At 49.5% G+C, this 19,622-nt stretch carries 18 protein-coding genes; 9 read left to right on the top strand and 9 right to left on the bottom strand.

Features of this window, described 5'->3' with window-relative positions; translation table 11 throughout:
* Positions 1–176 precede the first annotated feature (176 nt).
* Positions 177–1,079, bottom strand: coding sequence for a LysR substrate-binding domain-containing protein (locus ACF8PK_RS01875; protein WP_392439860.1), 903 nt, complete (start codon positions 1,077–1,079; stop codon positions 177–179).
* Positions 1,080–1,197: 118 nt separating this feature from the next.
* On the opposite strand from ACF8PK_RS01875, the gene ACF8PK_RS01880 reads away from it, so the two are divergent.
* Positions 1,198–1,809 carry a LysE family translocator gene (locus ACF8PK_RS01880; RefSeq protein WP_143680049.1) on the top strand — a complete coding sequence of 204 codons (612 nt, stop codon included), beginning with the start codon at positions 1,198–1,200 and terminating at the stop codon, positions 1,807–1,809.
* Positions 1,810–1,813: 4 nt separating this feature from the next.
* Here ACF8PK_RS01880 and ACF8PK_RS01885 read toward each other — a convergent pair whose 3' ends face one another.
* Positions 1,814–2,779, bottom strand: coding sequence for a diguanylate cyclase domain-containing protein (locus ACF8PK_RS01885; RefSeq protein ID WP_004728221.1), 966 nt, complete (start codon positions 2,777–2,779; stop codon positions 1,814–1,816).
* Positions 2,780–2,918: 139 nt separating this feature from the next.
* On the opposite strand from ACF8PK_RS01885, the gene ACF8PK_RS01890 reads away from it, so the two are divergent.
* Together ACF8PK_RS01890 and glpD are read left to right on the top strand one after the other, a co-directional pair.
* Positions 2,919–3,356, top strand: a complete 438-nt coding sequence (locus tag ACF8PK_RS01890; RefSeq protein ID WP_004728222.1) for a DUF3069 domain-containing protein — start codon at positions 2,919–2,921, stop codon at positions 3,354–3,356.
* 376 nt (positions 3,357–3,732) lie between these two features.
* The gene (gene glpD / locus ACF8PK_RS01895) at positions 3,733–5,283 is read left to right on the top strand and encodes a glycerol-3-phosphate dehydrogenase (RefSeq protein ID WP_392439863.1); all 1,551 of its coding nucleotides are present in this window, start codon (positions 3,733–3,735) and stop codon (positions 5,281–5,283) included.
* A 77-nt stretch (positions 5,284–5,360) separates the two neighbouring features.
* Here glpD and ACF8PK_RS01900 read toward each other — a convergent pair whose 3' ends face one another.
* The gene (locus tag ACF8PK_RS01900) at positions 5,361–6,923 is read right to left on the bottom strand and encodes a methyl-accepting chemotaxis protein (RefSeq protein ID WP_392439865.1); all 1,563 of its coding nucleotides are present in this window, start codon (positions 6,921–6,923) and stop codon (positions 5,361–5,363) included.
* Positions 6,924–7,134: 211 nt separating this feature from the next.
* Positions 7,135–7,749 carry an OmpA family protein gene (locus ACF8PK_RS01905; protein ID WP_206981935.1) on the bottom strand — a complete coding sequence of 205 codons (615 nt, stop codon included), beginning with the start codon at positions 7,747–7,749 and terminating at the stop codon, positions 7,135–7,137.
* A gap of 153 nt (positions 7,750–7,902) precedes the next feature.
* On the opposite strand from ACF8PK_RS01905, the gene ACF8PK_RS01910 reads away from it, so the two are divergent.
* Complete coding sequence (locus ACF8PK_RS01910) at positions 7,903–8,529, top strand: thioredoxin domain-containing protein (protein ID WP_014257374.1); 627 nt, start codon at positions 7,903–7,905, stop codon at positions 8,527–8,529.
* A 15-nt stretch (positions 8,530–8,544) separates the two neighbouring features.
* Positions 8,545–9,018, top strand: a complete 474-nt coding sequence (locus ACF8PK_RS01915; protein ID WP_004728228.1) for an FKBP-type peptidyl-prolyl cis-trans isomerase — start codon at positions 8,545–8,547, stop codon at positions 9,016–9,018.
* 94 nt (positions 9,019–9,112) lie between these two features.
* Here the strand turns inward: ACF8PK_RS01915 and ACF8PK_RS01920 are convergent, their stop codons facing one another.
* Positions 9,113–9,706 (bottom strand): beta-phosphoglucomutase family hydrolase, encoded by a 594-nt coding sequence (locus tag ACF8PK_RS01920; RefSeq protein ID WP_014257376.1) that lies wholly within the window; start codon positions 9,704–9,706, stop codon positions 9,113–9,115.
* A gap of 141 nt (positions 9,707–9,847) precedes the next feature.
* On the opposite strand from ACF8PK_RS01920, the gene ACF8PK_RS01925 reads away from it, so the two are divergent.
* Positions 9,848–11,608 (top strand): methyl-accepting chemotaxis protein, encoded by a 1,761-nt coding sequence (locus ACF8PK_RS01925; RefSeq protein WP_158141861.1) that lies wholly within the window; start codon positions 9,848–9,850, stop codon positions 11,606–11,608.
* 59 nt (positions 11,609–11,667) lie between these two features.
* On the opposite strand, the gene ACF8PK_RS01930 is transcribed toward ACF8PK_RS01925, so the two are convergent.
* Entirely contained in the window at positions 11,668–12,837 is a 1,170-nt protein-coding gene (locus ACF8PK_RS01930; protein WP_038152180.1) for an MFS transporter, read from the bottom strand.
* Positions 12,838–12,941: 104 nt separating this feature from the next.
* Positions 12,942–13,472, bottom strand: coding sequence for a GNAT family N-acetyltransferase (locus tag ACF8PK_RS01935; RefSeq protein WP_004728232.1), 531 nt, complete (start codon positions 13,470–13,472; stop codon positions 12,942–12,944).
* 163 nt (positions 13,473–13,635) lie between these two features.
* On the opposite strand from ACF8PK_RS01935, the gene ACF8PK_RS01940 reads away from it, so the two are divergent.
* Both ACF8PK_RS01940 and dcuC read left to right on the top strand, forming a co-directional pair.
* Entirely contained in the window at positions 13,636–14,757 is a 1,122-nt protein-coding gene (locus ACF8PK_RS01940; RefSeq protein WP_055465225.1) for a fatty acid desaturase, read from the top strand.
* 295 nt (positions 14,758–15,052) lie between these two features.
* Complete coding sequence (gene dcuC / locus ACF8PK_RS01945) at positions 15,053–16,420, top strand: anaerobic C4-dicarboxylate transporter DcuC (protein ID WP_041943151.1); 1,368 nt, start codon at positions 15,053–15,055, stop codon at positions 16,418–16,420.
* A 109-nt stretch (positions 16,421–16,529) separates the two neighbouring features.
* Here the strand turns inward: dcuC and ACF8PK_RS01950 are convergent, their stop codons facing one another.
* Both ACF8PK_RS01950 and narQ read right to left on the bottom strand, forming a co-directional pair.
* A complete protein-coding gene (locus ACF8PK_RS01950) occupies positions 16,530–17,162 on the bottom strand; it encodes a response regulator (protein ID WP_041943412.1) in 633 nt (210 codons plus the stop codon).
* A complete protein-coding gene (narQ, locus tag ACF8PK_RS01955) occupies positions 17,149–18,906 on the bottom strand; it encodes a nitrate/nitrite two-component system sensor histidine kinase NarQ (protein WP_392439870.1) in 1,758 nt (585 codons plus the stop codon). The genes ACF8PK_RS01950 and narQ overlap by 14 nt, the downstream gene beginning before the upstream one ends.
* Before the next feature lie 221 nt (positions 18,907–19,127).
* Between narQ and napF the strand changes: the two genes are divergently transcribed.
* Positions 19,128–19,610, top strand: coding sequence for a ferredoxin-type protein NapF (gene napF, locus ACF8PK_RS01960; protein WP_004726694.1), 483 nt, complete (start codon positions 19,128–19,130; stop codon positions 19,608–19,610).
* Positions 19,611–19,622: the final 12 nt, after the last annotated feature.

Consider the following 19,622-nt stretch of genomic DNA (forward strand, 5'->3'; position numbering starts at 1 on the left):
TAATAGACGAGTTATTCCGCATGTTCGGAAGCACGTCATCTCGGGGATATTCAAGTCCTTCCCCGCGATGACTTTTTTTCACTATACTTTCTCTTTCACAAAGCTTTCATTTTCACAAAGCATTCGTTTAAACAGCGCCTGCGACCTTGATGTGGACTCATCAAGCGCTTCCTTCATCAGCACGAAACCCCATCCTCTCTTGGCACCGATAACGCCATGGTCTGTTTGAGCCATGCGATAAACTGGCGCTCTAATTCGGTTTCTTCACGCTGCTGACGCAATAACACATAATCGTGACCGGACGGCTGAAAGCCAAACGGCGCGACTAAGCGGCCGCGTTCAATCTCATCCATCACCAACGGATACGATCCGATGGCGGCGCCTAACCCATCCTGCGCAGCTTGCAAGCAAAAATAGAAATGTTCGAACGTTTGCGCTGCGGCGTCGGGAAATTCAAACGCGTGCTGATGATCGCGCAGCTTTTGTTGACCCTCTTGCCACGTTTGCCAAGCGAAGGGACGGGTTTGACTGTGGAGTAATGTCATTGGCAGTTGCAGGGTTCGAACACGCTGCCAATAGTCCGGCGACATCACCGGCCCCACCCACTCAGCCACCAGCGTTTGTTTCTGATAAGGCTGCGTTAACTCGAAATCATCGCGGCGAATCGCTAAATGGTAGCCTTGTGCGCCGAGATTGACCGCGCCACCGGCCGTCGACAGCCGCACATCGCCATGGGCTTGCTGATGAAATTGGCTCATCCGCGGCATGAGCCATCGCATGGTCAACGTGGGTTCACAAGAGACTTCCAGATGCGGCGACCGTGCGGTACGTAGCTGCTCCACCCCTTGTTCAAGTGATGCAAAGGCCTGACGGGTATAGGTTCGCAAGGCGATGCCCTCTTCCGTCAGCACCACATGACGTCCCTGCTTTGCAAACAACGAAACGCCCAAATAGGTTTCCAACGTTTTGATCTGTTTGCTGACAGCGCCGTGGGTGATATTCAGCACGTCGGCCGCCTGCGTGAAACTTGCGCTGTGCGCCGCCACATGAAAAACGTGAAACGCTTTGAGATGCCTCATATGTGAATTTTTCTCACTAAACTAGGTCATTTTTATCGATTATAAGCGGCGACTAGGCAACGTACAATTCATCCCACACTTTCGTTCAATAACTCATTAACTGAAAAGGAAAATTGGAATGGATATCGTCACACTCGCTATTGTTGGCTTACTGATTGTGATCAGCCCAGGGGCGGACTTTGTTTTGGTGTTAAAAAACAGCCTGTCACATGGCCGTCGCGCTGGTCTGTTGAGCGCGCTGGGCATTAGTCTCGCTATCACCGTTCATATCGGGTATTCCTTGCTTGGCATCAGTTACCTAATCTCACACAATGAACTACTATTTAACCTCATCAAATACGCTGGTGCCGCCTATTTGGTCTATCTGGGAATCAAAGGCATCTTTGCGGCAAGTGCCCAGACGGTCATCACCGCCGAGCAGGACAACTCGCTACCCGGCTATCGTTATTTCGCGCAGGGATTTTTGTGCAATGTGCTCAACCCGAAAACCATGCTGTTCTTTCTGAGCATTTTTAGTCAGGTGATTTCTGAAGACGGCGCATCATCCACCCAAGCGCTCATTTATGGCGGATACATGGTTGTGCTGCACGGGGTATGGTTTGCATTGGTGGCAACCTTAATGACCTCAACGGCGCTGCAACATAAGCTAGAGCGAGTGAAACCACTGATCAATAAAGCATGTGGGGTGGGATTGGTGTCGTTTGGTGCGGCGTTAGCGCTGAAAGCCTAACAGGCTACAAACCGCTTTCAGAGATGACGTAACGATTTCGGCCGTTACTTTTCGCCTGATAAAGCGCATTGTCGGCTTGCTCATACACTTGCGCCAGCGTTTCATGGCCATCTGGCGTGATTGTCACCACGCCCTGTGAAATCGTAATGTGATCGGCAACGGCACTGAACGCGTGCGGATAATGGATGTGTTCGATGGAATCTTGGATGCGTTCTGCTGCGGCGCGTGCGCCTTCCACGTCGGTATTGGTCAGCAGAATGAGGAATTCTTCGCCGCCGTAACGCCCCACAAACTCACCGCTGCGACAGAACAATTTATTCGCAGCTTGCGCGATGGTGTGCAGGCAACGATCGCCTTCAATGTGACCGTAGTTGTCGTTAAAGGGCTTGAAATGGTCGACGTCAAACAGAATGACACTCAACGCCATCTCATGGCGACCGTGCCACGAAATCATTTCACGCAGCTTCTCATCCATAAAACGGCGGTTAAACACTTGTGTGAGGCCGTCTTCGTTAGCCTGATGCTGCAAAATACGGTTGAGTTCTTCTAGTTTGGCACTGGTACGTTTGAGCTCGCGACGCATATTGGCAATACGCTGCATCGCCAACAGCTTGGAATTGAGCACCATTTTATCAACCGGCTTGATCAAATAATCATCGCCGCCCGATTCAATCGCACGTGCGATCATCGACGGTTCATCGTGACTGCTCAGGAAAATGATTGGAATCCACTCTTCGTCGTAGCGGCGGCGAATTTCTTGAGACACTTCAAAGCCATCCATATCCGGCATCGACACGTCCAACAAAATCAATTCCGGCTCAAAACGTGGATACAGCTCCAACGCCTCACGCCCGCTGGATGCGACCTCAACAGAGTGGCCTAATTGCTTGAGGCGAATGGCGAGTTGCATCCGTTCCAGTTGAATGTCATCAACCAGTAAGATCCTCATGGATGAGCCAGAACCTAACATCACCACCTCTTTGCAAGATAATCATATGCTTACCTATAGCATAACTTTCTCACGCTTTCACTGCTTTATTTCGCATGTTGTATTGACTTTTCGGTGGAAGTTTTTAGCATTGCCTTTTTCATTGATGGAAACTTTTTTCATGTCAGACACTACACAAACTGAAGCTCCGAAAGTGGACTTAGAAGCCATTTCTCCAGAACTCCGCCAGGTACTTGAATTCGACCAAGTGCCAGAAGAGATGTTCCTGATGGTCACCTCTATTCACGAAGTCTCTGAAGAAGCGGTCCGTGAAGCTTGGGATAGCCTGCCTGCCAGCGCTCAAAACGTCCTGGACAACTTCGAACAGTTCCACGCGCTGATTTCTGTCAGCCAAGCATTTGCTGGCCTAAACGTCATGGAAGAGTTCCCAACGCTGAACCTTCCAAAAGAGATGACTGAGCAAGATAAAGAAGAATACCGTGCTCAGCTTCTGGATCAGGTTCTGCACAGCTGTGTAAAAGACATGGTGAAGCAAATTAAGAAAGCGCGCCGCGACGCGATTCTTAAGCGTGATTTCAAAGACGTGTTCCAAAAGTAAGTCACACGTCCAATAACGAAAAGCCCGTGGCCTGAGGTCACGGGCTTTTTTTTGTCACCTGCTCTCTCTCCCAATCGCATATGCCGTCGCACCGACAAGTGTTTGCCTAAAAATCGCACACGTTGCGCTTCATCGTCACTAGCGGCCACCCGCTTATTTTCACCGTTTTCGCTTTCACTTCATCAAGTCGTCACCTTTCGAGTGCAAAATTTCGCTCCATTTTGGACTTTTTGCACAATAAAAGCACAACTTGACGCTCGAACGCTCATTTATTATGATCAAGATCAAAATTGCTTGAGGGAAAACTCCGCTTTTCTGTGGTTTGATGTTTTCATACGAGCATTAAGATACAAAAACGAAAATCAAGGCCAATAAAATGAAACAGAACTTAAGCTCAACACGTTTTTCTGAAAATGAAGTGCTCGACATCATCATTGTTGGTGGTGGTATCAATGGCGCAGGGATCGCAGCAGACGCTGCCGGTCGTGGACTGAAAGTGGGTATGTATGAAGCGCAGGATTTTGCGGGCGCGACGTCATCGGCCAGTTCAAAGCTGATCCACGGTGGCTTGCGTTACCTTGAGCATTATGAGTTTCGTTTGGTCAGTGAAGCCCTTGCTGAACGTGAAGTTCTGTTGAAAAAAGCCCCTCACATCGTTAAACCGATGCGTTTTCGCTTGCCACATCGTCCATTCTTGCGTCCTGCATGGATGATTCGTACTGGCCTGTTCTTGTACGACAACTTGGGCAAACGTACGTCTCTGCCCGCCAGTAAAAAAGTCGCTTTAAAAGCTGGCGACGTGACCAAGCCAGAAATGAAGATTGGCTTTGAATACTCCGATTGTTGGGTGGACGATGCGCGCTTGGTGATCCTCAACGCGATTCAGGCGCAAGAGCTGGGTTCAGAAGTGATGAACTACTGCCGCGTTGAACATGCCAGCCGTGACGGCGACATTTGGACGGTCACCCTGTTCGATGAACGCACCCAACAACGTTTCGTGCGCAAGAGCCACGCTTTAGTGAACGCAACCGGCCCTTGGGTGAAACACTTCCTAGATGAGAACGTTCACGTGCGCTCCCCTTACGGCATTCGTTTGATCAAAGGGTCACACATCATCGTGCCGAAAATTCACCACGAAGAACAAGCGTACATTCTGCAAAATGAAGATAAGCGCATCGTGTTCGTGATTCCGTATCTGGGTAAATATTCGATGATCGGCACCACCGACGTGGAATACAAAGGCGATCCTCGCAAAGTGGCGATTACCCAAGAGGAGCGCCAGTACTTAGTCGACATCGTCAATAAACACTTTGTGCGTGAAATCAGCACCTCAGACATCGTTTCAGAGTTTAGCGGTGTGCGTCCTTTGTGTGATGATGAATCCAACTCACCACAAGCGATCACTCGTGATTACACCTTGTCACTGGATCAACACGGTGAAGAAGCGCCGCTGCTGTCGATTTTCGGCGGTAAATTGACCACGTATCGCAAGCTGGCGGAATCGGCGATGAAACATTTGTCACCGTTCTTCCCGAACATGAAAGCAAGCCGGACCAACGAATCCACGCTGCCCGGTGGCGAAGATTATGTGTATGGCAACATTCGTAACGAACTGAAACGCCAATATCCATTTGTCAACGATGCCACGCTGGACCGCTGGCTAACCTGTTACGGCAGCCGCACTCGTGCGCTGTTGGCGGGCGTGACAACCATTGACGATCTCGGCACGCAGTTCAGCGATACCCTGTTCCAACGCGAAGTGGATTACCTGATCGACCACGAATACGCGTTCAAAGTCGACGACATTTTCTGGCGTCGTAGCAAGCTGGGCATTGATCACGACAGCGCAACGATGGCACAAGTCGCGCAATACCTCGCGCAGCGCCAAGCGTCAGCCGTTGAGCCAGCGCTTAAGGCAGTGATTTAATCGCTACAGCGCTCCGGTTCTGAATCGAAAAAAAAACCACCGACATTCGGTGGTTTTTTTTGTGGTACTTTTGACGATTATTTTTCTTCAAATCGCTTGGCCAGCTGCCTGAATTCATCGACGCGCGCGTTCATGTCTCTGCTGTACTCTTCGACCATGTTGGTTGCGGCCAAATTCTGTGTCGCCATGGACGCAATCGAATGCACGTGTTGGTTCACTTCACTGGTCAGTTCACGCTGCGCCGTGGCCGATTTTGCCATATCTGCCACGATGCTGTGCATGTCCACCAGCAATTGCTCGACTTGATGCAAGCGCGTCGCACTTTCTTGCGCCACACTGCCGCAAGCTTGCGTCTGCTCTTGGCTATCCATGATTTCGCTTTGCCACGCTTCAATCGTGCTCAGCATTTTATCGATGCTCTCTTTGATGTGGTGAGTCGCTTTCTGCGTACGACCAGAGAGCGCGCGAACTTCATCTGCCACCACCGCAAAGCCGCGACCTTGTTCACCGGCTCGTGCGGCTTCAATCGCAGCATTGAGCGCCAATAAGTTCGTTTGATCGGCAATGCCGCCAATCTCTTCCATCAACTGACTCACATGCTGCGCTTGGTCGTTAAGCGCATATGTGGTGCGCGTGGCGCGTTCAGCCTGATCGCACAACGCTTCAAGGTTATGATGTGTTTGATCAATGCTTTGTTTGGTTTCCAAGCATTGCGATTTCGCTCGATCAATCAGTTCGTAGGCAGAATGCGTGTTGCTCGATACCGAATCAGCCGCCGCTTCCACGGCATCTGTCGCTTGCATCACGCTACAAATATCTTGATTTTGCTGTTTCAGCGCCTGCACCACTTCCGCACTGGTTTCATTCAGTTTGGCCGACATGTCGCGCAGCGGGCGCGCTGAATCCACCATGCGCCCTAACACGGTACGAATCCGTGCTGACGACATTTTTAGGTGGTAATCAGCCACAGAAAACGCATCGTTCCCAGAATAGATCAATCGGCTGATGCTGTCGTATTGAGATTGCAATTGACTGAGCTGTTTGGGCATGGCGATCAGCTCTTGACGGAACAGCAACGCCAGCGACGCGGCAGGCAGCACACTTGCCAACAGTTGCATCGAATCACTCAGTGAAGCAACGTGCGCTGCAACTGGCGCCGCCAACGCGCCAAGCAACACGGCGTAACGCACCGATGTAGGCATGCTCAGTGAGAATGAATGACTGTTTTGCTCAGCCGCACGCAACGATTGATACGCTTTGGCCGCGATGTCGACCCATTGGCGCTGCGCCTTGACGCGCACCGATTGGTAGCCGCACATTTTGCCGTTTTCATAAATCGGCGTGACGTAGGCATCGACCCAATAGTGACCATTGGTTTTGGTTCGATTTTTGACAATGCCGCGCCACGCGTGCCCTTGTTTGAGGTGTTTCCACATATCGGCAAATGCCGCTTTCGGCATATCGACATGGCGAACAATATTGTGATTTTGACCAAGAAGTTCCTGTTCCTGAAACCCTGCAATACGACAAAATGTCTCGTTGCAGTATGTAATGACACCGTTGAGATCCGTGGTAGACACCAGTTGATCGTGTTCGCCAACAGGCACTTCTTGTTGCATAGATGATTGATTAGCTGACATGTTTTGATTAGTTGTTATAGATTTTGGGTGATTGTATACATAATTCAGCGTCGTGTTTCCATACAATGTACCGATAAAAAATCATATCCGTGAGAGTCGTCAATATCCTTGAAGACGATATGGATAAAAAATATCCCAGCCATGGCTGGGATAGTCAGAATGAATAGAATGTGGCGATGCGCTGTTGGGCGATCTTGGTGATTGGAGATGGCTAGTTATTGGAGACAATGAACAGCAATTCGACGCGGCGATTGCAAGCTCGCCCTTCGTAAGTGCCATTGTTACACGCAGGCACATATTCCCCGTAACCACGCGTATAAATCGCATCGCGAGCAACGTTTTTATTGATCAGTGTGTTTTTCACCATCTGCGCGCGTTTGACAGACAATGCATCATTGAATCGAGGTTTGCCGGTATTGTCGGTGTGACCATCAATCACAATGTCGATGCCACGTTCACGGGACAAGAAGCTGCCCATCACACTCAACCAGTAGGCTGAATCTTGAGACACATTGGACGAACCTGTATCAAATTTCACCGTGTCTTTAAGCTTCACCATCACGTGGTTGCCGGGCATCACTTCATAATCGATGCCGTTATCGAGCAGAAAGCGTTGCAATGCGTCGTAGCTTGACGTGCGCGTCTGCCCCATCGGGCCTTGAACGTGAGTCGACACCGGCGAAGGCGTGGTTCCCCAGTCGGGATAAATAACATCGAAATCGCCTTTGGGCGCCGTGTCTAACATGTTGCCGCCGATCATCTTCATCGGAGACATCGACCCACAACCGGTCAACAGCAATACTAGGGAGAGCGCGAGAATTCTCATGTAACCATCATCCATTCATCAAACGACTCTTTATTTATCGGGCAAAAGTGGCAAAACTTTATGGGGAATTGGTAACAAATCGCTTTTTCTCTGTTTGCCTCACAAAATGAAGTCGTTAAAATTAGCGTATTCCTATTCAACTCTTGGTTTTCAATGAAAAAGTTTATTCAACGCACATTGGGTGTCATGGCCGTGTTACTGGTTATCGCTGGCTGCAGCGACGATTCCACGCCCAAAGAAGGCGCTCAATATCAAGCCCTGCCCGTCAACCTCGCCACATACCGTTTAGCACCCGTGACCGAAGTGTTCTCGCTGACCTGTGGCCATTGCCGCAGCATGGAAAGCGTTCTGCCGGAACTGGAGAAAATCACGCAGCAGGAGTTTGGTCGACTGCACGTGACGTTTAACCAAGGCGCACAAATTGGCGCGATGATTTACTACAGCGCCGTGATGCAACTGGGGCACATCCCAGACCACGATATGATGGAAGAGCTGTTCGCGGCAGTGCAAATGGCCGAAGGCAGCACGCTGACCGACCAAAAAGCAGCCATCGATCAAGCGTTCCACACGCGCAACCTAAAAAGCCCTTACGAATTCGATGAAGCGCAACAAAAAGAGTTGTTTGTTTTCCTAAAAACAGCAGACGAAATTTCGCAAAAAGGCCAAATCAATGCTGTACCGACCTTTATCGTGAAAGGCAAATACATCGTTCTGACGGCTGGTCACCAAGATGCCCAAGGCATCGGTAAAACCATTTCTTATCTTCTAACCCAACCTTAATTGAGTGTTCTGACCATGTATAAAATTGTGTTACCCATTGTTGTTTTTGTGCTGGCTGCGCTGTTTATCTACCGCACCTGGAATAACCACAAAGCGGCAGAACAAAACATCGCTATCGGACAAGCGTTCATGATGGAGAATGCGAAGAAGCCAGGTGTGCAGATCACCGAAAGCGGCCTGCAATATGAAGTTCTGGAACCGGGCACGGGCGCGGAACATCCAAAAGCCAACAGCCGCGTTAAAGTACACTACGAAGGTCGCCTGCTAGATGGCACCGTCTTTGATAGCTCTTACCAACGCAACGAGCCGATTGTATTTGGCCTCAATCAAGTGATTAAGGGGTGGCAAGAAGGCGTGCAGCTCATGACCGTGGGTGAAAAAGCGCGTCTGTATGTTCCGGCAAACTTAGCGTATGGCAAAAATGGCGCGGGCCCGATTCCCCCGTCATCAACACTCATTTTCGAAGTCGAGCTGCTGGAGATTCAGTAAGCGAACTGCTTTGGAATCAAAAAGAGCTGCTTAGGCAGCTCTTTTTCTTTATCGATAATGGGTTAAATCGATAAGCGATGGAAACGCTCGCGAATTATGGCAGCGGGAAAAACTGTAAGCCGGTTTCGGTAACCATGATGCAATCCATTCCGCCAGCGTGCGCCGCTTGTTTGCCTAACTCGGTGTCTTCAAACACCACGCACTCACTTGGAGAGAGACCAATCAAATCACACGCACGCAAGAACGTTTCGGGGTGCGGTTTGTGGTTTTCAACATCGGTCGCTGTCACCACGGCATCAAGCTTATCCAGCACTCCCACGCGAGCCAGCAAGGTCTCGGCGCTTTGTCTTTGGCTGCCGGTGCCTATCGCCATTTTTTTATTGCCGAGGCAATCTTGAAACACGGCGTAAGTTGCCGGGATCAACTCCCCTTTGTCATCTAATGCAGAAAACGCCTGCATTTTGTATTCAGCCACCTCTTTGGCCAGTAAATTGGTGCCAAATTTGCGGTTGATCTCGCCAACAATCTTAAAACTCGGCATGCCCCCCAAACTGTTGAGCCACGTGGCTTCAAATGGGAAATCATAAAATTCTGCCGTCGCGCGCCAAGCTTCGATATGGGCCGGCATGGTATCGATCAACGTACCGTCCATATCAAAAATCAGCCCCTTATAGCGCTCTAAGTTCATAAAAACTCCATATGACTGTGCTAAAGATGGAATGAGCCTTACACAACCCATTCTATTAATTATTGCTGGCGATGCAATTGCCATCTAAACTTCACGAATAATAATTACATTTATCAATATATCTCATTCATTGGTCAGCATATGAATATTAAACAGAAGCTTTATTTATTGGGTTTTATCGCCGTCATGGGTATTCTCTCATTGGTGATAACCACAACACACTTTGCCCGTCAAACCAACGAACTATCCGCTGCGATTGGTCTCGTGGATAAACTGGAAATCCGTCTACTCAACATGCGTCGTAATGAAAAAGACTTTTTGCTCAGAAAAGATGCTAAATATCTGGAGACTTTCAAAGACAACAGCGAACGATTCCTCACGATGGAAGCGGAACTGTCCGTGATCCTCAATGATCATCAACTGGCCTCTTCCGCCGCGTTAAAGTCCGATCTCATCAAATACAAAGGCGGCTTTGAGCAACTGGTCAATGGTTACCAAGTGCTTGGCCTGAGCGATAAGTCAGGCATGTGGACAAATTACCATGCCCTACTCGCTGACGCATCGAAAGGCGTTGATGCCGAAATGTTGCTTGCACTCGACACGTTTGACGAAGCAGTCAAAGCTGGCCAGATGATTGACTCACCCGTCACTCGCCAATATCCGGCACTGGCGAAAGCCGCTCAAGCTATCGTGCAGCAAGAAAAGCAAATTGGCTTGGCCTACAACGAAGGCTTTTTGGGGAACACCCGCAGCCTATCGCACAACGTTGAAGAACAATTCAAAACCTTTTCAGAAACCTTGGTGTCTGAAGTCAGCAAAATGCGCGCTGAACTCGACCTCATCAAACAGATTGTGACGGCCTTGGTCGTGCTCATCATCGTTGCCTTCATCTGGCAGATCTCTCGCTCGATCAACGTGCAGGTGCAACGCTTATTGACAGTCATGCAGAAAATCTCCAGCACCAACAACATCGGCTTGCGCGCCGATCTGAAAGGTCGCGACGAACTCACCTCAATCGGCACTTACTTCAACCAACTGTTGGACAAGTTCGAAGAGTTGATTTCCGGCTCTCAAGCCAAATCACATCAGCTCACCAGCAGTACCACCAGCATGCACAATGAACTCGAAGAGGTGATTAACCAGTTCTATGTGCAAGCCGATCACACCACCATGATGGCAACCTCGGTACAAGAAATGGTGGCAACCATTGGTGAGATATCTGAGAGTACCAACGTGGCCGCCGAAGGCGTGCAACAAGCGGTGAACAATGCCGAGAATGGCCGTAATGTGGTCGAGTCGACATTGAAAAACATCGATCAATTGTCTAGTACTTTGCAATCGAGCCAACAGTCGATCGCCTCACTCAACGATCACGTTGAAAAAATTGGCGGCGCGGTCACCATCATTCAAAGTATCGCAGAGCAAACCAACCTGCTGGCTTTAAATGCGGCGATCGAAGCGGCGCGCGCGGGTGAACAAGGCCGCGGATTTGCGGTGGTGGCCGACGAAGTGCGTTCACTGGCAACACGAACCCATCAATCCACCGAAGAAATCACCAAAGTGGTGTCTGCAATTCAATCACAAATGAATTTGGTGATTAGTGACATCGACCAATGCAACGCGCAAGGCCAAGAAACTCTGCACGCGTCGCATCAGTTGGATGAAAGCTTACGCCAAATCATCCATGACATGTCGACCATCCAAGCCAACTCGGAACGCATTGCGTCCGCGATTGAAGAGCAAGGCATTGTGATGAATCAGGTCAGTGGTTCGATTGCCGAACTCAATACCATTTCAGAAAACAACATGCATTCGGCGCAGGAAGTGCTGTCTGAAGTCGATAGCGTGTCGCAGCAAGCACGCCAAATGGACGAAGCGGTGTCTGAGTTTCAAACGCGATAACAGCCCTCACAAAGACAACAAAGCCCGGTTTAACCGGGCTTTTTCTATTCACGGCACGCTTAATTGACAGCGAGGCGACTGTTCTTTGCATGCAGCACAAAAATGCCAATCACGACCAACACAAACGGCAACACATAGAGATTGAGCGACTGCCAACCGACCGTCGATTCGAGCCAGCCCGACAGCAGCGCGGTCAACGTCACGCAACTGAATACGGAAAATTCATTGAAGGCCTGCGCTTTGGGTTTGTTGTGCTCTTGATAAGATTGACTGAACAATCCGGTTGCCGCGATGAACATGAAGTTCCATCCCACACCGAGCAGCACCAACGCCGCGCGAAAATGCCAAATCGACTGACCATGAATGTTGATAGTGATACACAGAATAAACAGTAATCCACCAGCTAGGATCATGCGCTGCGGCCCGAATTTTTCAATCAAACGACCAGTGAAAAATGCCGGTACGAACATGCCGAGCACATGCCACTCAATCACGCCGGCCGCTTTGGTGAAATCAAACCCGCAACCAATCATCGCCAGCGGCGTCGCAGTCATCAGAATATTCATCACCGCATACGACACCATCGCCGCAAAAACAGACGCTTTAAAGTTTGGGCCTTTGGCGATCACCGACAGTTTATCTGTCGAAGGTTGCGATTCATGATGGATGGGCTTAGGAAACTGAATGGTTTGCAGCAGTATCAACGCCAACAGGTTCAAACCAATTAACGCGGCAAATGCGCCGATGTACAGCCCACCGTCGCTCCAGCGTTGTGACAAAATCGCCAAGTTTGGCCCAAGCACGGCGGCCAATACGCCACCGGCCATGGACACCGAAATGGCGCGATGGCGAAGATGCGCATCGCACACTTCAATGGCCGCAAAGCGATACAGCGTGCCGAAACCAATGCCGATCCCCAGCAGAAATGTCGCGACACAAAACAGCCAAAACGCTTGTTGATAGAGCGCGTAAGTCGCCAATGACGCCCCAACAATGCCCACGCTGTTGCCAATGCTAAAACCCAATCGACGGCCCAATTTCCCCATGATCAACGACGCCGGAATGGTCGCCGACATTAAGCCGAGAAATTGCAGCGCAACGGGCAACGTGATCATACTGCTGCTTGGCGCAATCACTTTCCCAATCAAACCAATCACTGAAATGAGCAGGATATTGCCTGTCATTAAAAGTGCCTGACACAAAGATAACAGCCACACGTTGCGGTTCATGATTCATCCCTTTCCGTTGAATCGGGTTACTACACCAGAATGCGCCATGGCATTCAACGCCAAGAAAAAAAGGGCTATTCGCCCCTTTCTTTCATTCCTTGTTTTTAGTCCATCGCCGTCATCAAGGCTTTGGGTGTTTTCCAGCTGTAAACCCGTTCAGGCACTTCGCCGCCACCGGGAGCATGCCACATTTTTTCGGTCAGCAATTCCCCGCCAATGTGATCGTAAAAATCAATCGCCTGCTGATTCTGCTCCAACACTTCCAAATACACCCCATGGTCTGGGAAATAGCGTTCAATCCAAACCGCCATCTCTTTCACCAACAGACGCCCCAATCCGCGACCGCGGTATTGGGGAGCCATATGCAGAGATTCAATGATGGTGCCTTTTTCAAAATCGTGATTGCCAAAGGCACAGATAAAGCCGCACAACACGCCTTCATCTTCGATGAGCAGAATATGTTGATTGAAAGGAGGATTGGTGAGGCGCGTTTGCCAGATCAACAAACGGTCTTGCAGTGCCTCATTGTCGAGATAATCTTTGTCTAAAATATTCGCGTAATTGATCTGCCAACTCAGTGCATGCAGATGGGCAATTCGCTCAAAATCGCTATATTCAGCTACCTTAATTTCCATTTAATAGTCCTTACAACTTCCTGTCGGCTTTTTAAGCACTCTTCATACTATGCATTTCGAGAAAAAACGCAAAACATTCTGATCACAATTCAGCTAAACATATTTGACTTACACGTGTTCGCTGATATTCTGGCGCACAGTTGTAAGCCTAAAGGAACTTTACATGGCAAATAAACCGCCTTTAATTTGGTTGAACATCACGATCTTCACCGTGAGTTTCGTTCTGGCCGCTGTTGTCGCGCCTTGGTATGGCTGGCAGTTCGGCTATGGATGGGAGCATCTGATCTGGCTCATTGTCTGCTTTTCGTTTTGCAATTTATCCATCACAACCGGGTATCATCGCCTGTGGTCTCACAAAGCGTTTGAAGCACACTGGTCCGTGCGTTTCTTGTGCGCACTGGGTGGCGCGTTCGCGGTACAAAACAGTGCCCTGCATTGGGCGTCGGATCACCGCGTTCACCACAAGTTTGTCGATCAAAACGACAAAGATCCTTACTCGGCCAAGCGCGGGTTCTGGTTTTCACACATGGGCTGGATGTTAAGAGACTATCACCCCGCCACGTATGATGATTACAGCAACTGCCGCGATCTGCACAAAGATAAGATTGTGATGTGGCAACATCGCTTTTATGTCCCATTGGCACTGCTAATGAACTTCGGTGTCCCGATTGCGCTGGGTTGGTACTACAACGATGTTTGGGGCATGTTGTTGATTGTTGGCGCAGTGCGTTTGGTGCTGAATCATCACACCACATTCTTTATTAACTCGCTGGCACACATTTGGGGCAAACAGCCTTACACCAACAAAAACACGGCGCGTGATAACGGTATCTTGGCCTTTTTCACCTTTGGCGAGGGTTACCACAACTACCACCATATTTTTGAAAATGACTATCGCAACGGCATTTATTGGTGGCAATACGACCCAACCAAATGGTTGATCAAGACCTGCGCTTGGCTTGGCTTGGCGAAGAAGCTGCGTACTGCACCGGCGATTAAAATCGAAAAAGCGCGTGCGGAGATGAGCTTGAAATATGCCACCGAACGCGTGGCGTTGCTGCCGAATCACCTGCTGATTCTGGCCAACGTTCAAGCGGAGTTTGATGCGTTTATTCACGAACTGCACAATTACTACGACGTGAAAAAACAACTGTTGGAAAGCAAGAAGAGTTCAGCGCTAAAGCGTTATGAACATTCGGTGCTCAAAGCACGTTATCAATCTGTAAAAACAGAATTGATGGAAAAACGACAACGTTGGCAGCAAACGGTTGCTCAATACGCATAAACTCAAAAATACTAAAAAAGTGACGTTTCAACGTCACTTTTTTTATGCCTTTCGCGCCCGCAATTGAATCGACAAGCCATTCAATAACACTGAGCAATTCATTTAACACGGCATTTACCGCTAATGTGTATTTAATTCAACAGAATTTTACTCCGTAAAACTAATTAACAGTTTTGTTTGTTTTAGATCATGAGAAGCTCAAGTTGAACTCGTGCTACAGGGCAGTTTTCAGTAAATTCCCTGTCATACATTGACATACTTTTTGACAACTCAAAATAATTGATTGGAGACAAACATGCTCGAGCTCTTCATAGGTGTGGTGGTTACGATTGTAGTAGGTTACTTCATCGTAAAAGGCTACAAACCTGCGGGTGTTCTGCTGACCGCAGGGATTGTGTTACTGCTACTAACCGGCGTGCTTGGTCACACCGTATTGCCCGCTAAAATGACGTCAACCGGCAACATGCTGACCGACTCGCTGGAATACGTGAAATACATGCTGCAGTACCGTGGCGGCGGTCTGGGTATGCAAATCATGCTGCTGTGTGGTTTTGCGTCTTACATGACGCACATCGGCGCAAACAATGTGGTGGTAAAACAGTTCTCAAAACCACTGTCTGTCATTAACTCGCCTTACATCCTGTTGGTTGCGGCTTACATTGTGGCGTGTTTGATGTCTCTGGCAGTGAGCTCTGCAACTGGCCTTGGCGTGCTGTTGATGGCAACGCTGTTCCCAATGATGACAGCCATGGGGATTTCTCGCCCCGCAGCGGTCGCGGTGTGTGCATCACCAGCGGCGATCATTTTGTCACCAACGTCTGGTGACGTGGTAATTGCAGCGGAGAAATCAGGCCTGCCTCTACACGTGTTTGCTGTTGAAACGGTTCTACCCGTCTCAATTTGCGCCATTATCGTGATGGCGGTAGCGGCGTTCTTCTGGAACAAATACCTGGATAAGAAAGACAACACCCCAATGGAACGCATTGACGTTTCCGAGATTGAAGTGAATGCCCCTGCCTACTACGCAGCGCTACCATTCTTGCCAATCATTGGCGTGTTCTTGTTCAACGGTGAAACCATCGAAGGTCTCTACCTAGATATCTACACCATTGTGGTGCTGTCGATCTTCATCGGCGCGTTGGTTGATTTCGTCACCAAACGTTTTAAAGGCAGAGAAACACTGGAAGACCTCGAAGCGTGTTACGACGGCATGGCCGATGCATTCAAAGGCGTGGTGATGTTGTTGGTTGCGGCGGGCGTGTTCGCTCAAGGCCTGATGTCGATTGGCGCCATTGATAACTTGCTGCACCTTGCTGAAACAGCGGGCGCTGGCGGCATGGCACTGATGCTGATCCTAACCGGTCTGACCGTTGCAGCTGCAATTGCAACCGGTTCTGGTAACGCGCCATTCTACGCGTTCGTTGAACTGGCGCCGTCACTGGCAGCCAAAATGGGTATCAACCCCGCGTTCCTGATCATCCCAATGCTACAAGCCTCGAACCTAGGTCGTACCATTTCTCCAGTTTCAGGCGTGGTGGTTGCGACGTCAGGTATGGGCCACATCAGCCCATTTGAAGTGGTTAAACGTACTTCTGTACCGGTTCTGGCAGGTCTAATCACCGTGATCGTCGGCACCATGGTGCTGGTTCCTATGTACGCATAATCTCAACAAAGAGCCCGCCGTGTTCACTGGCGGGTTTCAAATCAAATATACAAAGGGCGCTGATATCAGCGCCCTTTTTTCATCTCGAACATGGGAAATTGAAAAAGGATTATTTGAGATCGCCGTAACGTTCCAGAAACAGCACAGTCGCGGCGGTGCGAGAAGGCACACGCAGTTTTTTCAGTAAGCTCTTCATGTGAACTTTCACGGTCGATTCTGAGATGAACAAGCGGTCGGCGATTTGCTTGTTGCGATACCCTTTCGCCACTTCACCCAAGATCTGTGCTTCCCGGTCCGTCAGCAAATCAAACACATCTTGTTGATCTTGGCGATCGCGCAGATACGCTGCCACCACATCGCTGTAGGCTTTATTGCCATGCACCGCTTCTTTGAGTAGTTCAACCAGTTGATCAGGCTCGGTGTCTTTCAGTAAGTAGCCATCGGCACCGGCACGTACAATCGCTTCAATATCTGCCGCGCTGTCAGACACCGTCAGGATAACGATGGTCGCGCTGGAGCCATCAGTTCGCAGCGCTTTGAGCGTATCTAAACCGGACATGCCCTTCATGTTCAGGTCGAGCAGAATCATGTCTGGTTCCACTTCATGGGCCAACGCAATGGCATCGGCGCCATTGCTGGCCTCGGCGACCACGTCAAATTCGTCTTCTAAACTTAACAGCTGGTTGATTCCTCTGCGCATCAAAGGATGATCATCCACCAGCATTACTCTACATTTCGTCAACATGTGTATCCTTCGATCGTGTGTATTTGAGTGTGACTTTACAGCCCGTTTCCGGCGACGCATCAATCGTCAGCTCGCCGTTCAGTCGGGCGGCTCGTTCCTGCATGATGCTCATTCCGTAGTGATTCAATTTGGCATTGCTGTGCTCAAAGCCCACGCCATCGTCTTCAATCGTCACCACGACGTCACCATCGCTTTCGTTACATTTGATGCTGATCCGCGTCGCATCCGCATGCTTAATCGCATTGATGGTGGCTTCACGAATCAGTTGTATTAAATGCACCTGCTGATGCGCATCCAGCGCCATCGACGACAGGTTGTTGTCGAGCACAATCTCTGCGCTCGTTTGCTCCCCCAGTTGGTGGAGCATTTCGATTAACGCCTGACCAAAGTTACCCTCTCGAATGGTCAGACGGAATGTGGTCAACAATTCACGCAATTGCGTGTAGGCACCGGATAATCCTTGATCAATATCGATGATGATCTCATCAGTTTTCTCGGAGTATTGATTCTGCTCCAGCTTGCCGATCACGCGTTTGAGCAACGACACCTGAATTTTGAGGTAAGAGAGCGATTGTGCTAAGGAGTCGTGCAATTCACGCGCGATGGTGGCGCGTTCTTCCATCAACAACAGTTGCTCTGCATTTTTCTGCGCGCGATTGTAATACACGGCGCGCGAAAGGATCTGCACAAAGTTGTCGATCAGCGCTTTATCCGGACATGGCAAGCCCGCTTCCCAATGCAACTGTCCAAGGGGGATGCCATCAAGCATAAGCGGTTGAAGGTTCGAATTTTCGCCACAGAAGTGACCTTCGGTGAGCAGCAAACCTTTGCCCGCCACTTCTTCAATTTCCAGTTGCGCCGCCGTGATGCCTTCAATGCTGACAATGTGTTTTAAAATTGCCTGAAAGTTATCTTGACTGATGCGCGATGCAGTCAGCTCTTGCGATGAGTCATACAGCACGCGTAACGACTGGTTGGCGTGTTGCAACTTGCGCGTTTTCTCATTCACGGCCTGTTCCAAGCCGCGATACAACTTACCCAACTCGCCCGCCATCACATTAAAAGTGCGCGTCAAAATGCCCAGCTCATTTTGGCTATTGGTGCTGAGTGCAATATCAAACTCACGATTCTGGATCTGTTCGCTCGCGACCACCAACGCTCTGAGTGGGCGCACGACCTCTTTGCGAATGTAATGAATGACAAACATTGAAATGAAGAGCACCGCGCCTAATCCAAGGCCACCGACCCAAGCGAGGTTGATGAGTTTCTGCTCCGAAAAACGTTGTAACTTGAAGACAAAACTGTCGATCTGGCTGACAAAGCCCGCCACCAGCGTCAAGTAATCGCGGTTGTCATCGCTGCGTAAAACCTGCTTTAGCTCGTGCCAGCGCGCGATCAAGGTGTAGTAATCGTGGGTGATGTCCGCCGGCACGTTCCACTTTTGCAACGCCTTCATCGATGGCGAATAAAGTGAATGCTCAAACGCGGCGATGTGTTCGGCATAATTGACGGATTGGGATTGAATGTCGTGCGCGAGGCGGTAGCTCTGCATCCGCATTGAACCCGCCACGTTCACGGCTTCTGCATCGTTAAGCGAAGAAGCCAGAGTGATGATGGCAAAGCCAGTCGTCGCAATCGAAAGTAATAAAATCAACAACATCGACTTTGCAATCGTGCTGGTTACCGATTTTTCGACTCGTTTTCCCAATTCATCGTCCCCAACCGTGCGTTTTACACGCATTTTGAATGCTCTAGCCTAGCTTTTTCACCATGGTATCAATATGTGATCATACTCGCTCGAATTTATTGATCCAAAACAATATTCCATCCCAATTAACCCCTAAGGGGTATTTATACAAATATGACAAAAACTACAATTTGTGTATGAATAAATGACAGTTTATTAATAAAAATTGTGAACTACGCTTTATTAATACTCTTTCAGCATGCTGGGTGAATTCAGTGGTAGATCTTTCCAAACGACGTTTGTTTGCACGCCGCGCCGTCGATAGCTCAAAGGTGCGCTTGCCTTGGATAGCCAATCCAGCGGCGTTTATCGACGATTGCACGCGCTGCGGCCGCTGCCGCGACGCCTGTGAGATGAGCATCATCGTCAATGGCGACGGCGGGTTTCCTACGGTCGATTTTCAAATTGATGAATGCACCTTCTGTTACCAATGTGCAGAAGTTTGCCCAGAACCGATTTTTTTACCGCAAACCGACACCGCATGGCAGGCCAAAGCCGCCATCAACGACCAATGCCTGGCTAAGCAGAACGTCGAGTGTCGAAGCTGCGGCGAAACCTGCGACCCAATGGCCATTCAGTTCCAGCTGCAAGCCGGACAGGTCGCACAGCCGATGATCCACCTTGATGAATGTACCGGCTGCGGCGCGTGTGTATCGCTCTGCCCCACATCAGCCATCAGTGTGAGCAATATTGAATAATAACGAGAGAAA

The sequence above is a fragment of the Vibrio sp. CJQ_6 genome (assembly GCF_043106745.1).
Lineage (GTDB): Bacteria > Pseudomonadota > Gammaproteobacteria > Enterobacterales > Vibrionaceae > Vibrio > Vibrio furnissii.

What these genes read in the sequence shown, in the direction of transcription:
- ACF8PK_RS01905 (WP_206981935.1), bottom strand. Translation starts at nt 7,749, where the DNA reads ATGAGAATTCTCGCGCTCTCCCTAGTATTGCTGTTGACCGGTTGTGGG.
- ACF8PK_RS01925 (WP_158141861.1), top strand. Translation starts at nt 9,848, where the DNA reads ATGAATATTAAACAGAAGCTTTATTTATTGGGTTTTATCGCCGTCATG.
- ACF8PK_RS01875 (WP_392439860.1), bottom strand. Translation starts at nt 1,079, where the DNA reads ATGAGGCATCTCAAAGCGTTTCACGTTTTTCATGTGGCGGCGCACAGC.
- ACF8PK_RS01920 (WP_014257376.1), bottom strand. Translation starts at nt 9,706, where the DNA reads ATGAACTTAGAGCGCTATAAGGGGCTGATTTTTGATATGGACGGTACG.
- glpD (WP_392439863.1), top strand. Translation starts at nt 3,733, where the DNA reads ATGAAACAGAACTTAAGCTCAACACGTTTTTCTGAAAATGAAGTGCTC.
- ACF8PK_RS01900 (WP_392439865.1), bottom strand. Translation starts at nt 6,923, where the DNA reads ATGTCAGCTAATCAATCATCTATGCAACAAGAAGTGCCTGTTGGCGAA.
- ACF8PK_RS01880 (WP_143680049.1), top strand. Translation starts at nt 1,198, where the DNA reads ATGGATATCGTCACACTCGCTATTGTTGGCTTACTGATTGTGATCAGC.
- ACF8PK_RS01930 (WP_038152180.1), bottom strand. Translation starts at nt 12,837, where the DNA reads ATGAACCGCAACGTGTGGCTGTTATCTTTGTGTCAGGCACTTTTAATG.
- ACF8PK_RS01940 (WP_055465225.1), top strand. Translation starts at nt 13,636, where the DNA reads ATGGCAAATAAACCGCCTTTAATTTGGTTGAACATCACGATCTTCACC.
- narQ (WP_392439870.1), bottom strand. Translation starts at nt 18,906, where the DNA reads ATGCGTGTAAAACGCACGGTTGGGGACGATGAATTGGGAAAACGAGTC.
- dcuC (WP_041943151.1), top strand. Translation starts at nt 15,053, where the DNA reads ATGCTCGAGCTCTTCATAGGTGTGGTGGTTACGATTGTAGTAGGTTAC.
- ACF8PK_RS01915 (WP_004728228.1), top strand. Translation starts at nt 8,545, where the DNA reads ATGTATAAAATTGTGTTACCCATTGTTGTTTTTGTGCTGGCTGCGCTG.
- ACF8PK_RS01890 (WP_004728222.1), top strand. Translation starts at nt 2,919, where the DNA reads ATGTCAGACACTACACAAACTGAAGCTCCGAAAGTGGACTTAGAAGCC.
- ACF8PK_RS01910 (WP_014257374.1), top strand. Translation starts at nt 7,903, where the DNA reads ATGAAAAAGTTTATTCAACGCACATTGGGTGTCATGGCCGTGTTACTG.
- ACF8PK_RS01935 (WP_004728232.1), bottom strand. Translation starts at nt 13,472, where the DNA reads ATGGAAATTAAGGTAGCTGAATATAGCGATTTTGAGCGAATTGCCCAT.
- ACF8PK_RS01885 (WP_004728221.1), bottom strand. Translation starts at nt 2,779, where the DNA reads ATGTTAGGTTCTGGCTCATCCATGAGGATCTTACTGGTTGATGACATT.